At 45.4% G+C, this 15732-nt stretch carries 13 protein-coding genes; 12 read left to right on the plus strand and 1 reads right to left on the minus strand.

The genetic code is table 11. The features are described 5' to 3' along the window. The first annotated feature begins 18 nt into the window (after window positions 1–18). Window positions 19–1767: a phospho-sugar mutase gene (locus HMPREF1536_RS03825; RefSeq protein WP_028727033.1), complete on the plus strand. Its 1749-nt coding sequence runs from the start codon at window positions 19–21 to the stop codon at window positions 1765–1767. A 63-nt stretch (window positions 1768–1830) separates the two neighbouring features. Here HMPREF1536_RS03825 and HMPREF1536_RS03830 read toward each other — a convergent pair whose 3' ends face one another. After that, window positions 1831–2304: a cytidine deaminase gene (locus tag HMPREF1536_RS03830; RefSeq protein ID WP_028727032.1), complete on the minus strand. Its 474-nt coding sequence runs from the start codon at window positions 2302–2304 to the stop codon at window positions 1831–1833. A 78-nt stretch (window positions 2305–2382) separates the two neighbouring features. On the opposite strand from HMPREF1536_RS03830, the gene HMPREF1536_RS03835 reads away from it, so the two are divergent. From HMPREF1536_RS03835 to HMPREF1536_RS03885, 11 genes are all read left to right on the plus strand, one after another. After that, a complete protein-coding gene (locus HMPREF1536_RS03835; RefSeq protein WP_028727031.1) occupies window positions 2383–3114 on the plus strand; it encodes a class I SAM-dependent methyltransferase in 732 nt (243 codons plus the stop codon). Between the two features lie 85 nt (window positions 3115–3199). Continuing rightward, on the plus strand, window positions 3200–4105 hold the full coding sequence (locus HMPREF1536_RS03840; RefSeq protein ID WP_028727030.1) for a glucosaminidase domain-containing protein: 906 nt from the start codon (window positions 3200–3202) through the stop codon (window positions 4103–4105). Window positions 4106–4150: 45 nt separating this feature from the next. After that, window positions 4151–5317 carry an AIR synthase related protein gene (locus HMPREF1536_RS03845; RefSeq protein ID WP_028727029.1) on the plus strand — a complete coding sequence of 389 codons (1167 nt, stop codon included), beginning with the start codon at window positions 4151–4153 and terminating at the stop codon, window positions 5315–5317. A gap of 8 nt (window positions 5318–5325) precedes the next feature. Beyond that, entirely contained in the window at window positions 5326–6432 is a 1107-nt protein-coding gene (gene prfA, locus HMPREF1536_RS03850) for a peptide chain release factor 1 (protein ID WP_028727028.1), read from the plus strand. Window positions 6433–6459: 27 nt separating this feature from the next. After that, a complete protein-coding gene (pyrF, locus tag HMPREF1536_RS03855; RefSeq protein WP_028727027.1) occupies window positions 6460–7302 on the plus strand; it encodes an orotidine-5'-phosphate decarboxylase in 843 nt (280 codons plus the stop codon). Between the two features lie 87 nt (window positions 7303–7389). After that, complete coding sequence (gene lpxD / locus HMPREF1536_RS03860) at window positions 7390–8430, plus strand: UDP-3-O-(3-hydroxymyristoyl)glucosamine N-acyltransferase (RefSeq protein WP_028727026.1); 1041 nt, start codon at window positions 7390–7392, stop codon at window positions 8428–8430. Between the two features lie 7 nt (window positions 8431–8437). Then, window positions 8438–9823, plus strand: a complete 1386-nt coding sequence (locus HMPREF1536_RS03865) for a bifunctional UDP-3-O-[3-hydroxymyristoyl] N-acetylglucosamine deacetylase/3-hydroxyacyl-ACP dehydratase (protein WP_028727025.1) — start codon at window positions 8438–8440, stop codon at window positions 9821–9823. Window positions 9824–9842: 19 nt separating this feature from the next. Beyond that, window positions 9843–10628, plus strand: a complete 786-nt coding sequence (gene lpxA, locus HMPREF1536_RS03870) for an acyl-ACP--UDP-N-acetylglucosamine O-acyltransferase (RefSeq protein WP_028727024.1) — start codon at window positions 9843–9845, stop codon at window positions 10626–10628. Window positions 10629–10791: 163 nt separating this feature from the next. Further along, entirely contained in the window at window positions 10792–11352 is a 561-nt protein-coding gene (locus tag HMPREF1536_RS03875) for an IS1096 element passenger TnpR family protein (protein ID WP_028727023.1), read from the plus strand. 3 nt (window positions 11353–11355) lie between these two features. Beyond that, window positions 11356–12252, plus strand: a complete 897-nt coding sequence (gene miaA / locus HMPREF1536_RS03880; RefSeq protein WP_028727022.1) for a tRNA (adenosine(37)-N6)-dimethylallyltransferase MiaA — start codon at window positions 11356–11358, stop codon at window positions 12250–12252. A 443-nt stretch (window positions 12253–12695) separates the two neighbouring features. Continuing rightward, window positions 12696–15728, plus strand: a complete 3033-nt coding sequence (locus HMPREF1536_RS03885) for a SusC/RagA family TonB-linked outer membrane protein (protein WP_044191737.1) — start codon at window positions 12696–12698, stop codon at window positions 15726–15728. Window positions 15729–15732: the final 4 nt, after the last annotated feature.

Raw genomic sequence — 15732 nt, forward strand, 5'->3', positions numbered from 1 at the left:
AATGCAAGATATTTGGGTATGGAAAACAACGAACTGTTAGAAATGGTAAGAAGCAAAGCGCAAAGCTGGCTTACTAAAAGTTATGATGCCGAAACAAAAGCACAAGTTCAGGCTCTGCTGGACAACGAAGACCCGACAGAACTGATCGAATCGTTCTACAAAGACCTTGAATTCGGAACTGGAGGCTTAAGAGGTATTATGGGAGTAGGTACCAACCGTATGAACATCTATACTGTAGGTGCTGCCACTCAGGGACTGTCAAACTACCTGAAAAAAGAATTTTCAGGACTTGACCAGATCAAAGTCGTTATCGGCCATGACTGCCGTAACAACAGCCGCAAGTTTGCCGAAATATCGGCTGATATCTTCTCTGCCAACGGTATCAAAGTGTACATGTTCGAAGATCTTCGTCCGACTCCGGAAATGTCTTTTGCAATCCGTAAACTGGGATGTCAGAGCGGTATTATCCTGACAGCTTCCCACAACCCGAAAGAATATAACGGCTATAAAGCTTACTGGGACGACGGCGCACAGATGATCGCTCCGCACGATCGTAACACAATAGCCGAAGTAAACAAGATCCGTAATGCCAGCGATATCAAATTCAAAGGCAATAAGGAACTGATCGAAATTATCGGTAAAGAAATAGATAATCTGTATATCGACGCTTTGACTACAATTTCCCTTTCACCGGAAGCAATCAAACGTCATCACGATATGAAGATCGTTTACACTCCGATCCACGGAACAGGTGTACAGATCATTCCGGATACATTGAAAGCATTCGGATTCACAAACGTAATCCATGTTCCTGAACAGGATGTGGTAAGCGGTGATTTCCCTACTGTTATTTCTCCGAACCCGGAAGAACCGGCTGCTTTGGCAATGGCTGTTGAAAAAGCAAAAGAAACAGATGCCGACCTGGTACTGGCTTCCGACCCGGATGCCGACCGTGTAGGTGCTGCCGTTAAGAATAATGACGGCGAATGGGTATTGCTGAACGGTAACCAGACAGCCCTGATGTTCGTTTATTACCTAATCACACGCTGGAAAGAACTAGGCAAAGTAAACGGCAAGGAATACATTGTAAAAACAATTGTTACAACCGAACTGATCCGCACAATAGCAGAACGCAACGGCGTTGAATTATACGACGTTTACACCGGTTTCAAATGGATTGCCGACGTAATGAAGAAAAACGAAGGCAAGAAGAACTATATCGGTGGCGGTGAAGAAAGCTACGGTTTCCTTTGTGAAGACTTCGTTCGCGACAAAGATGCTGTTTCTGCATGTGCTATCCTGGCTGAAATTGCCGCATGGGCCAAAGACCAGGGCATCACAATGTATCAATTATTACAGAACATCTACGTACAATACGGTTTCTCAAAAGAAAAAGGTATCTCTGTTGTAAAGAAAGGCAAGAGCGGTGCTGAAGAAATCGAAGCAATGATGAAGAACTTCCGTGAAAACCCGTTGCAGGAAATTGCAGGTTCTAAAGTGTCTTTGTTCTACGATTACGCTTCACTGAAAGGTTACAGCTATATTGACAAGGAAACAATCACTTTGGATATGCCGACAACTTCCAATGTGCTGCAATATTTCACAGAAGACAACACGAAAGTTTCCATCCGTCCTTCCGGAACAGAGCCGAAGATCAAATTCTACTGCGAAGTTCACTCTAAGGTGAAAAGCCTGGAAGATCTGCCTGAAGCAGAAAAAGCGGCTGAAGAAAAGATCAACCAGATCAAAGTATCTCTGGGCATCTGATCAGAGAGTTGATTTAAAATATAACGGGGCAGGAAGTATTACTTCTTGCCCCGTTTCTTTTTTCTAAAGATTATCCTTTCCAAAGCAAAGGGGTAAAAGGGAAGCCGCACTCGGGGCCACCATCACATCCTTCGTCCCGCAAAGCAATACTTTTACAGGTTTTCCATATCGTTGTTCCGTTTCGAGCAATACCTGCCGGCAAGCACCGCAAGGCGAAATACTTTCCACCTGCTTCCCTCCCGTTGCCGCAGCTATTGCCAGAGCAACGACCGGAATATCCGGATACTGGTGTCCGGCATGGAATAAAGTAACCCGCTCGGCACACAATCCGGAAGGATAAGCGGCATTTTCCTGGTTACTTCCCGTCACAATCGTACCGTCAGCCAGCAAAGCCGCGGCACCGACATGGAATTTGGAGTAAGGCGCATACGATTGTTCCGTCGCTTTCAATGCGGCATGAACCAAAGGTAGTTCTTCATCCGGCACTTCATTCAGGGGATAAACAGTGATCTTAGTTTCCAGTCTGATTTCTTTCATAGGATCAATTATTAGATAAACAAAGATAGTAAATTTGTATCTTTGCCGGATAAATTACAAATAAATCCATCTCAGGATATGCAAATCTCTTTACTCACACCCGATAAAGACCCGATGGGCGCGGCTATTGCCGATTATTATGCAAACGGAAAAGCAACTAAACTCCGTGTATTCTCTTCTATGTTCGATGAAGATGAGATTCCGGTGAAACAATTATTCCGTAACTTCGATGAAATGCCGGAGGCAGAGCGAGAAGCGCTCCGCATAAGTACGGGTAAAATCCTGGACGTGGGAGCCGGTAGCGGATGCCACTCGCTAGCCCTGCAGGAAATGGGAAAAGAGGTAAAAGCTATCGACATATCCCCGCTTTCAATAGAAACCATGCAGAAAAGAGGTGTGAAAGACGTTGCCCTGCAAAACTTCTTCAGCCAACAATTTACCGGTTCGTTCGATACGATCCTGTTATTGATGAACGGTTCGGGAATTGTCGGCAGGATCGCAAATCTTCCGATCTTCTTTCAAACGATAAAAAGACTGCTTGCTCCGGGTGGATGCGTTCTGATGGACTCTTCAGACCTGCGCTACCTGTTCGAAGACGAAGACGGAAACCTCGATATCGACCCTGAAGACGATTATTACGGCGAAGTAGATTTCCGTATGCAATACAAAAACATCAAAGGCGATAGCTTCGACTGGCTGTACATAGATTTTCAAACGCTCAGCCTTCATGCTGCCAACAATGGGTTTAAAGCGGAGATGATAAAAGAGGGGGAACATTTTGACTATCTGGCCAAAATCCACCGGATATAGACTAGTATTTTATAGATTATTTTGAAGTAATATATCCCCAGCTTCATTATCTTTGCGAAAATAAATACTTTAGAGGACTCATTTTATGAAATTAACGATACGGATTTTTTGCCTGTTATTTTTTATTACAACATTCGCGGAAGCTGCTACCCAGCGCAAAGTACCTTCCTACGAAAAGTATATAAAAACCTATAGCGACTTGGCCGTACAACACCAAAAGAAATATAAAATCCCCGCCAGTATCACACTGGCACAGGGGCTTCTCGAATCCGGAGCCGGACAAAGCGACCTGGCACGGCGTTCGAACAACCATTTCGGCATCAAATGTCATTCCGACTGGCGGGGTGGACGCGTTTACCATGACGACGACCTGCGCGGCGAATGCTTTCGCAAATACAAACGGGTGGAAGATTCATACGAAGACCATTCCAAGTTCCTGCTACGTTCGCGCTACGAACGGTTGTTCGATCTGAAAATAACAGACTATAAAGGCTGGGCCAGAGGTCTGCAAAAATGCGGTTATGCTACCGATCGCGCTTATGCCAACAAATTAATCAAAGTGATCGAAGATTACGAACTCTATCGTTATGACACGGGTAAAGGGCATAAAATATCACAAAAAGAAAGAGAAAAACAGAAATATCCTAAACTGAGATACACCATATACAGGACATTCGGCCTGTTGTATGTATATGCCAAGGAGAACGACAGCTTCGACCGGATCGCACAAAGCCTGGACTTTAAGGTCAAAGACCTGAAGAAGTTCAATGAAGTACCCGAAGACTTCCCGTTGCAGAAAGGCGATATCGTCTATCTGGAAAAGAAGAAAAAGAAGGCCGACAAGCCTTATTACGACCATGTTGTACAGATCGGAGAATCTATGCATAGTATCTCCCAGAAATACGGAATACAAATCAAGAGCCTGTATAAGATAAATAAAAAAGACAAAGATTACATTCCTGAAGAAGGAGATGTACTAAAACTTAGATAAGTAAGACAAAAAAATAGTATCTTTGCGGCCAAATACGTAAAAACAATGAGTGACCAACGTTACAACCTGCGCGGTGTATCCGCTTCAAAAGAAGATGTTCACAATGCAATAAAGAACATCGACAAGGGAATATTCCCTAAAGCATTTTGTAAGATCATCCCCGATATATTAGGCGGTGATCCTGAATATTGCAACATTATGCACGCTGACGGAGCCGGAACAAAATCATCCCTGGCTTACATGTACTGGAAAGAAACCGGTGACTTGTCTGTGTGGAAAGGTATTGCACAGGATGCACTGATCATGAACATCGACGACCTGCTGTGCGTGGGCGCAGTCGATAATATCCTTGTTTCATCCACCATCGGACGTAACAAGCTCTTAATTCCCGGAGAAGTTATCTCGGCAATCATCAACGGCACGGACGAACTGTTGGCCGAATTGCGTGAAATGGGCGTTGGCTGCTATGCTACCGGCGGCGAGACTGCCGATGTAGGCGACCTGGTTCGCACAATCATTGTAGACAGTACCGTGACCTGCCGCATGAAACGGGCAGACGTTGTTGACAACAGCCGAATAAAGGGTGGCGACGTCATTGTCGGCATGGCCTCTTATGGACAAGCCTCTTATGAAAAAGAATATAACGGCGGAACAGGCAGCAACGGTTTGACCTCTGCCCGTCACGACGTATTTGCCAAATATCTGGCAGAGAAATATCCGGAAAGCTATGATTCTGCCGTTCCCGACGAATTAGTTTATTCGGGCGGGCTGAAGCTGACCGACAAGATCGAAGAACTGGGTATCGATGCCGGTAAACTGGTATTATCTCCCACCCGCACATACGCTCCGGTAATCAAAGTGTTACTGGACAAGTTGCGTTCTGAGATTCACGGAATGGTACATTGCTCAGGCGGTGCACAAACCAAAGTAATGCATTTCGTAGAAAACAAGCGTGTGACAAAGAACAACCTGTTCCCTGTCCCACCCCTTTTCCGTATCATTCAGGAACAAAGCGGAACCGACTGGAGCGAAATGTATAAAGTGTTCAACATGGGACACCGCATGGAAATATACCTGTCGCCCGAACATGCAGAAGAAGTGATCGCGATTGCCAAAAGCTTCAACATTGATGCACAAATTGTAGGCTTCGTAGAAGAAGCGGATAAGAATGAATTGATTATTGAAAGCGAAAAAGGTCGCTTCGTATATTAATCTGATAAATGGCTGATAATATATTAGGAAGACTAGACGGACTGGTAAGCCGTTTTGAAGAGGTCGGAACACTTATTACCGACCCGGCAGTGATTGCCGATATGAAACGGTTTGTTAAACTCAATAAAGAGTACCGCGATCTGGAGAAGATCGTGGCTACCCGAAACGAATATGTCAATACATTGAATGGCATAAAAGAAGCACGGCAGATGCTTGACACGGAGCAGGATCCCGAAATGAGGGAGATTGCGCGCGAAGAGCTCGAAGCCTGCAATGCCCGTATCCCGGAACTGGAAGAAGAGATCAAACTGCTGCTTGTTCCGAGCGATCCCGAAGACGACAAGAATGCGATCGTTGAAATACGTGGCGGAACGGGAGGCGATGAAGCCGCCCTTTTTGCCGGCGACCTCTATCGCATGTACATGAAATACTGCGAAACCAAAGGTTGGAAAGTCGCCTTGTCGAGTTGTAGCGAAGGTTCATCGGGCGGATACAAAGAAATCATTTTCACCGTTAGCGGTGAGAAAGCATATGGCACACTTAAATATGAATCGGGCGTGCACCGTGTTCAACGTGTGCCCAGTACCGAAACCCAGGGACGTGTTCATACATCTGCCGCCACGGTAGCAGTACTTCCCGAAGCGGATGAATTTGATGTTGAAATCAACGAAGGTGAAATTAAGTGGGATACTTTCCGTTCAGGTGGTGCCGGTGGACAGAATGTGAACAAGGTTGAGTCGGGCGTACGTTTGAGGTATGTCTGGAAAAATCCGAACACCGGCGTAAGCGAAGAGATCCTGATCGAATGTACGGAAACGCGCGACCAACCGAAAAATAAAGAACGGGCCCTTACACGCCTGCGTTCTTTCATATATGACAAAGAACATCAGAAATACCTCGACGATATTGCCAACAAACGTAAGACAATGGTTTCGTCGGGCGACCGATCCGCGAAGATCCGTACATACAATTACCCGCAGGGACGTATTACAGATCATCGTATTAACTACACGATTTACAATCTGTCTGCTTTCATGGACGGCGATATACAAGCCTGCATCGACCAACTGACTGTTGCCGAAAATGCAGAACGCCTGAAAGAAGCCGAATTATAACAATTTCATTATTTGACACGAAACAAGATGAACAAGCAACAATTATTCGAGAACATCAAAAAGAAACAATCCTTCCTTTGCGTCGGATTGGATACAGATATAAAAAAGATCCCGCAGCATTTACTTTCTGAAGAAGATCCGATCTTTGCTTTCAACAAAGCGATCATCGATGCTACCGCCGATTATTGCGTAGCTTACAAACCGAACCTGGCTTTCTACGAAAGTCTGGGCGTAACTGGTATGCTTTCTTTCGAAAAGACTGTAGCTTACCTGCGCGAGAACTATCCGGATCAGTTCATTATTGCCGATGCAAAACGCGGTGATATCGGTAACACATCCGAAATGTATGCCCGCTCTTTCTTCGATCATATCAAGGTAGATGCCGTAACGGTTGCTCCTTATATGGGTGAAGACAGCGTGAAACCGTTCCTGATCTATCCGGAAGCCTGGGTGATCCTGCTGGCTTTGACATCGAACAAAGGCTCACAGGATTTCCAGATGACAGAAGATGCCAACGGCGAACGTCTGTTCGAAAAAGTACTGAAGAAGTCGCAGGATTGGGCTACCGACGAACAAATGATGTATGTTGTCGGTGCTACGCAGGGAAAAATGTTCCTTGATATCCGTAAGTATGCCCCCAATCATTTCCTGCTGGTTCCGGGTGTCGGAGCACAGGGAGGCAGCCTTCACGAAGTGGCTCAATACGGGATGAACGACGAATGTGGCCTGTTGGTCAACTCTTCCCGTGCGATCATTTATGCTGATAAATCAGAAAATTTTGCCTCATTTGCCCGCAAAGCAGCAGAGGAAGTACAGCGTGAAATGGCAGGATATCTGCATGATAAGGGAATTATTCCCTGCAAAGCATAGGCTATCCCAATTATTTTCACCATTTTTGCAAACTGCTTTATTCTTAGTGGAGCAGTCTCAATTCAAATACAATTAACAAAATAAGTAATGGAGTTATCAGCCCAACAAATAGCGGACTTTCTTGGCGGAACCGTGGAAGGCAATCCAGAAGTGAAAGTCAGCAACTTCTCAAAAATAGAAGAAGGACAACCCGGAACATTATCATTCCTGGCCAATCCTAAGTATGAACAATATATCTATAATACGGAAGCTAGCATTGTACTGGTGAATAACGACTTTTCTCCGGCTGAACAAATTACAGCAACTTTGGTTAAAGTTGAAAATGCATACGCTGCTCTTGCCATGTTACTCAACCTGGTAGAACAGTCGAAACCGAAAAAAGCCGGAGTATCTTCGGCTGCCTTTATTGCAGCCTCGGCTACATTGGGAGAAGATTGCTATGTCGGCAATTTTGCCTATATCGGAGAAAACGTAAAGCTGGGTAAGAACTGCCAGGTATTTCCTAACGCATACATCGGTGATGGTGTTACCATTGGAGATAACTGCATCCTCTACCCGCATACAACCATATACAACGGATGTAAAATCGGGAACAACTGTATCCTGCATGCCGGTTCGGTGATCGGTTCGGACGGTTTCGGTTTTGCTCCCGAAGGAGAGAATTACAAGAAGATCCCGCAGTTGGGTAATGTTGTCCTGGAAGACAATGTCGAAGTGGGAGCCAATACGACCATCGACCGTGCCGTAATGGGCTCGACCATCATTCATCGTGGCGTGAAACTGGACAACCTGGTTCAGATTGCCCACAACGTTGAAGTAGGCGAAAATACAGTAATGGCAGCCCAGGTAGGTATCGCCGGATCGGTAAAGATCGGCAGCCATTGCATGTTTGGCGGACAGGTCGGCCTGGCAGGACATATCCATATTGCCGACCATGTGGTATTCGGTGCGCAATCGGGTGTGATCAGCGACATCAAGGAAGCCAAAACGGTATTAGGTGCCCCGGCCATCGACGCGAAAAACTTCATGCGCTCGAGTGCCGTATTCAACCGCCTGCCGGATATGTACCGCACACTCGGACAGTTGCAACGCGAGATCGAACAATTAAAGAAAGAAATCAATAAATAATATACGTATGCAGAAACAAAAGACGCTAGCCAAGAGTTTCTCGATGCAAGGTAAAGGCTTGCATACCGGACTGGATATCCAGATAACGTTCAATCCGGCACCGGAAAACCACGGGTACAAAATTAAACGTGTTGACCTGGAAGGACAACCTGTTATCGATGCACTGGCAGAAAACGTGGCCAGTACACAACGAGGCACTGTTCTCTCTAAGAACGGTATCCAGATCAGCACTGTTGAACACGCAATGGCAGCTTTATATGCCTACGAAATCGACAACTGCCTGATCGAAGTAAACGCTCCCGAATTCCCTATCCTGGACGGTAGCTCACGTTTCTTCACCGAAGAAATTCAGAAGGCCGGCATCGTTGAACAGAACGCGCCGAAAGATTATTACATCGTAAAACATAAGATCGAAGTAAAAGACGAAGAGACAGGTTCTTCACTTATCATCCTTCCGGACGAAAAGTTCAGTGTAAACGTACTGATCTCCTTCGACTCTCCTGTATTGTCCAATCAGTTCGCCACCCTGAACGACCTGAGCGAGTTCCCGACCGAACTGGCTGCTTCACGTACATTTGTCTTTGTACGCGAAGTGGAAATGCTCCGTCAGAACAACCTGATCAAAGGAGGCGACCTCGACAATGCAATCGTTATCTACGACCAGAAGATGCCGCAGGAAACGTTGGACAAACTGGCTGACGAACTGGGCATTCCTCATAAAGACGTGCACGAGTTGGGGTATATCAACAACAAACCTTTGGTATTCGACAACGAGCCGGCACGCCACAAACTGATCGACGTACTGGGCGACCTGGCTTTGATCGGCAAACCTATCCGCGGACGCATCATTGCCACCCGCCCGGGTCATAAGATCAACAACCAGTTGGCGCGTATGATCCGCAAAGACATCAAATTAAACGAAGTACAGGCTCCGATCTACGATCCGAATGCAGAACCGATCATGGATATTAACCGTATCCGCGAACTGCTTCCCCACCGTTATCCGTTCCTGCTGGTCGATAAGATCATCGAGATTGGCGGTGACTATATCGTCGGAATTAAAAATATCACAACGAACGAACCGTTCTTTACCGGACACTTCCCTCAGGAACCCGTTACACCGGGCGTACTGCTGGTTGAAGCAATGGCACAGACAGGTGGTTTGCTTGTATTGAATTCTGTTGACGAACCGGAACGTTATTCTACTTATTTCATGAAGATAGATGGCGTGAAGTTCCGCCAGAAGGTAGTGCCGGGAGATACATTGATCCTGCGTCTGGAACTGCTGGCTCCTATCCGCCGCGGTATCTCCACAATGAAGGGTTACATCTTCGTGGGCGACAAGCTGGTTTGCGAAGCTGAATTTATGGCTCAGATTATCAAAAATAAATAATAATAGAAAGAAGAAGGCAATGAATCAATCCCCTTTAGCAGTCGTACATCCCGAAGCAAAGATCGGTCAGAATGTAACGATAGATCCTTTTGCAGTGATTGAAAAGGATGTAGTAATAGGCGACAATTGTCACATTTATTCACACGCAGTCATTCTCGACGGGGCCAGAATAGGAAACGGTTGTTCCATCTTCCCGGGAGCTGTAATTGCCGGTATTCCACAAGACCTGAAGTTCAACGGAGAGCAAACAACCGCAGAAGTAGGTAACAATACCACTATCCGCGAGTGCGTTACGATCAACCGTGGAACAGCGTCGAAGGGTAAAACCGTAGTCGGAAACGATTGCCTGATCATGGCATACTCTCATATCGCTCACGACTGCGTACTGAAAGATCATATCATCATCGGGAATGCTTCCCAGATAGCCGGAGAAGTGGAGATTGACGATTTTGCTATTGTCAGCGGCGGTAGCCTGGTTCACCAGTTTACCCGCATATCCAAGCATGTGATGGTTCAGGGCGGTTCCCGCATCGGAAAAGACATTCCGCCTTATACCCTGATCGGCCGCGACCCGATCGTTTACTGCGGTATCAATATCGTAGGATTACGTCGCCGCGGATTTACCAACGAACAGGTCTTCCTCATCCAGGATATCTATCGTACATTATATACCCGCGGACTGAACAACACGGAAGCATTGAAAGCGATCGAAACGGAATACGAACCCAGCATGGAAAGAGATCTGATACTCAACTTTATCAAGACCTCCGACCGTGGTATCGTAAGAGGTTCCATCGACGAATAAACGATAGGAAAAACAAACGATTTCAGAGGGCTGTTAACTCCTTGCGGGGTTAACAGCCCTTTTGTTTTACATTACTCAATTTGCAAACTTCTTTTTTTATATCGTTATATGTTGGTTTTGATATTTTTTACTACTTTTGAACCAACAAAAAACTAAAAAGACTATGGTATTTAGATTCCTCATTCTATCAGACGAAGTAGATGACTTCAAACGCGAGATCAAGATTGACGCGGAAGCTACCTTCCTCGATCTCCACGACGCCATCCTGGATTCGGTTGGTTACACGAAAGATCAAATGTGCTCTTTCTTTATTTGTGACGACGACTGGAGCAAGAATACGGAAATTACATTGGTTGAAATGGACACCACTTCAGAAGTGGATAATTATATAATGGGTGATACCCGTCTGGAAGAACTCCTTGAGGACGAACACCAGAAACTTATGTTCGTTTTCGACTATATGACCGAACGCGCTTTCTTCATGGAACTTCGTGAAATCGAGCCGGGTAAAGACCTCGACCAGGCAATTGTCAGCAAATCGATCGGCCTACCTCCCACTCAGACTGTCGACTTCGACGAGTTTGACGCTAAAAGTGCGACGACTGATATCGGCGAAGATTTCTACGGTGATTCTGAATACGACATCGACGAACTGGATAAAGGCGGTTTCGAAGGCTTAGGCGACGGGCCGATGGAAAATCCGTACGACGACGAGCGTTTTTAATTAATGAATTCCCTTGTCATATTACTAGGGCCGACAGGAGTCGGAAAGACGGAACTGAGCCTGCGCATAGCAGAACATTTCGGTTCGCCTATCATTTCCTCCGACTCCCGTCAGCTATATAAAGACCTGCCTATCGGTACAGCTGCCCCCACTCCGGAGCAAATGGCAAGAGTTAAACACTATATGGTCGGCACACTCGACCTGACGGACTATTACAGTGCCAGCAACTTTGAAGAAGACGTTATCTCCCTACTAAACACACTTCACCAGACGACCCCTACGGTTGTCATGACCGGTGGCTCCATGATGTATATCGATGCCGTATGCAAAGGGATTGACGACATTCCGACCGTTACCCCTGAAATACGTGAAGCCATTTACACCCAGTTCGAATGCGAAGGCCTGGAGCCGATCCTTGCCGAACTGAAAGAAGCAGATCCGATACATTACGACGAAGTAGACCGCATGAACTACAAACGGGTAATTCATGCCGTCGAAATCTGCCGCATGACCGGAAAGCCTTATTCTTCTTTCCGTACCAATATAAAGAAAGAGCGTCCCTTTAAAATCATCAAAATAGGATTGACCCGCAACCGCGACGAGTTATGCGACCGCATCAACCGCCGTGTCGACCAGATGATGGCCGACGGATTACTGGAAGAAGCCCGCAAAGTATATCCTTACCGCCACCTTAACTCACTCAACACAGTCGGCTACAAAGAACTGTTCAACTATTTCGACGGAGAATGGTCGCTTGACTTTGCCGTAGAAAAAATCAGACGCAACTCCCGCGTTTACGCTCGCAAACAAATGACCTGGTTCAAACGGGATGAAGAGATTGAATGGTTCCATCCGGAAGATGAAACAGAGATCCTGAATTCTATCGAAAAAAAGTTATAAAATCAGACTTCAACATCTGACACATCCATACTTATACCAAGTCTCTGCTTTCCTTCTTCACCAAAGGCAAAAAACTGTTTGATATTTTAGTGAATAAATAATAATCCAGGAGTAAGTTCTTATGGAACTATGGTTTATTTGTGGCAAATATATGAAATATTTATTTAATCATGTTTCATTATTGAAAAATATACATATAGACAGGAATGTTTTTTAACACATTCTTATTTATAACTCTGAAAAAGCCCTATTATTTCTCTCCTCAACTCAATATTCATTGGCTCTAGCTAGATAAATCCCATCTAAAAGAAAAGTTTTGCCATAGTTCCATAAGAACTGTGGTTTACATAAATCCTAAACGCCAAATCTAAAAGGTAAACACCGTTTTGGTTCATGGGATGGGAATATTTAAACATCAAATATTATTTTTAATCTAAATTTCCATGCGAAAAAAATTAAACTTAGTTAGCTTTATTCTACTGGTGGGAACATTAGCTTCCCCAGGAACAACTTTTGCCGGGACTACACCGGCAGAGCCTAATACCAGTATTTCCCAACAAACGAGAAGAGTAACATGTGTTGTGGAAGATGCCCTAGGCCCTGTAACCGGAGCATCTGTGATCGTGAAGGGGACAACAACAGGCAATGTATCCGACACTGACGGTAAGGTTGTTTTAGAAGGCCTAAAACGCGGAGACATCATCCAGGTATCTTTCGTCGGTTACATCACGCAAGAGATTCCTTATACCGGACAGGCAAATATCAAGATCGACCTGAAAGAAGATTCTAAAGCTTTGGAAGAAGTAGTAATCGTAGGTTATGGAGTACAGCGTAAAGAGAGTCTAACGGGTGCTTTACAGACTTTGAAAGAAGAAAAGTTGACTGACATCACAACGCCTTCGGTTGAAAACATGCTGAACGGTAAAGTTTCAGGAGTGTACGTAGCACCGGGTTCCGGCCAACCGGGTTCAAGCGGTGCAGTTGTGGTACGCGGTAAAGCGACATTAAGTGGTTCGACAGCTCCACTTTGGGTAATCGACGGTGTGATCGTTGGAGACGGTGCCGGATTACTGAATCCTTCGGACATTGAAACTATGACTATCCTGAAAGATGCTGCTTCTACCGCCATCTATGGTTCGGAAGGGGCAAACGGTGTTATCCTTATTACAACCAAAGCGGCCAAAAGCGGCAAGATACAGATAAACGCTTCTGCCAAACTAGGTATCAGCACGTTGAACAACGGGAAACTGGAAATGATGAATGGAGCGGAACTATATGACTACTACGCCTCTTTCAACAATCCGGAAATGGTTGCTTTCCCTCGCTGGAACTCGGAATTGCGTAACTCCAATTTTGATTGGTGGGATCTGGCCACACAATCCGGTTTTACACAGGATTATAATATCTCACTTGCCGGAGGTAACGACCAGTTAAATTCGTTTTTTTCTATCGGATACTATGACGAAGAGGGAGCAGTGAAAGGATATGACTATTCACGCTACACTATCCGCTATCGCACCAACTATAAGCCTTTCAAATGGTTAACTGTAAAACCATCTTTATCCGGGGCCATGCGTACGGTAGAAGATGCACAATATTCTGTTACAGCCATGTACTCCATGCTTCCGTGGGATAGTCCTTACAATGAGAAGGGCGAATTGGTACCCGACCGTTACCAGGGATGGGTCAACAGCCAGCAAACAAACTACCTGAACGATCTTTCGTATGGTAATCATACGGATTACAAGACCTATGAGTTCCTTGGAAATCTGGACTTTGATATCAAATTTACCGATTGGTTGACATTCCGTTCTGTAAACAGCTACCAATACACCAATTACTACTACCATTCCTATAGCGATCCGCGCAGTAACGGAGCATCCGGCGTAAACGGTCGTATTGAGGAATACCAAAGTAATACGACTCGACGCTACACCAACCAATTATTGAACTTCAACAAAATGTTCGGCAAACACTCGGTTGATGCTGTGTTAGCTTACGAATTCAAAGACTATCAAGGAAAAGCTACTAAAGCAATAGGTACAGGATTTGCTCCAAGTTTTGAGTTTTTGGATGTAACAGCCTTACCGGAAAAGGTAGGAGGAAGCCTGACTGAATCGGCCGTTCAATCCTATTTCTTCCGTGGTAACTATGCGTATGACAACCGCTACGTAGCCGAACTTTCTCTCCGACGTGACGGTGCGTCCAACTTCGGAACCGACGCCCGCTACGGAAACTTCTATTCTGTCAGTGCCGGCTGGAATATCCACCGGGAGAACTGGTTTAAGGTTAATTGGATAGATGCATTGAAGCTGCGTGCTTCATATGGTATCATGGGTAACCGTCCGGGTGAATATTATCCGCAATATGCACTTTATTCCATTTCTGCAAATTACGACGGAATACCAGCTACTTTAATCAGTCAAGTCGGTAACCCGAATCTAACTTGGGAAGAAACAGGAACATTCGGTATCGGTGTAGATGCCAACCTGTTCGACAATCGTCTGCGTATCGTATTCGACTACTATAATAAGTATACAAGTGATGTGCTTTATAAAACACCGCTATCCGGTCTTACCGGCGTAACCAGCCGCTGGCAAAATGTGGGCGAAATCAGCAACAAAGGTATCGAGTTAACAATCGGTGGTGATATCATCCGTACTAAAGACTGGAACTGGAGCCTTGAAGCTAATCTAGGACATAACAAAAATACCGTAGAAAAACTGTATGGAGACGATCCGGATATGGAAATCATTGTAGGGGGCGGTATCGGTATTGCCGGTGAAGCAGATAAAATTTTGAAGGTAGGTTACAGTAGTGACGCTTTCTACATGAAAGAATGGGCAGGTGTCAATTCGGAAACAGGTGCTCCGCAATGGTATACTACTGCAGAAGACGGTAGCCGTGTCATTACAGAACAATATGCAGAAGCCGACCAGGTAATCTGCAAACCATCTACCCCGAAACTATTCGGTGGATTCAATACCTCATTAAGCTGGAAGAATATTGACCTGAGTGCCGTGTTCGGCTTCTCTATCGGAGGTAAGATTTATAACTATTCCCGTCAGGAATATGATGCTGATGGTACCTATACCGACCGTAACCAGATGAAGCTGAAAGACGGTTGGAGTCGCTGGGAAAAACCGGGAGATATCGCTACACACCCTGTTGCTTCTTACAACAACCAATCAAAAGCAAACAGTGCTTCCACCCGCTACCTGGAAGACAGCGACTTCCTTAAGTTGCGTTCATTGACAATAGGCTACAACCTCAGCCTTCCGAAATACTACATCCAGAATATGCGTATCTTCTTTGCTGGCGAAAACCTGTTCACGGTTACTGGCTATTCAGGTGTAGATCCGGAAATTCCGGCTAAAACTAACGACGACGGAACAATTTCTGCTATCGGTTCTGCCGGCCCTTCGGTTTATCCTTCTACTCGTAAATTTATGTTCGGTCTTAATTTAACATTCTAAACAA

Origin of the sequence: Parabacteroides gordonii MS-1 = DSM 23371 (assembly GCF_000969825.1) — a bacterium.
GTDB classification, from domain to species: domain Bacteria; phylum Bacteroidota; class Bacteroidia; order Bacteroidales; family Tannerellaceae; genus Parabacteroides; species Parabacteroides gordonii.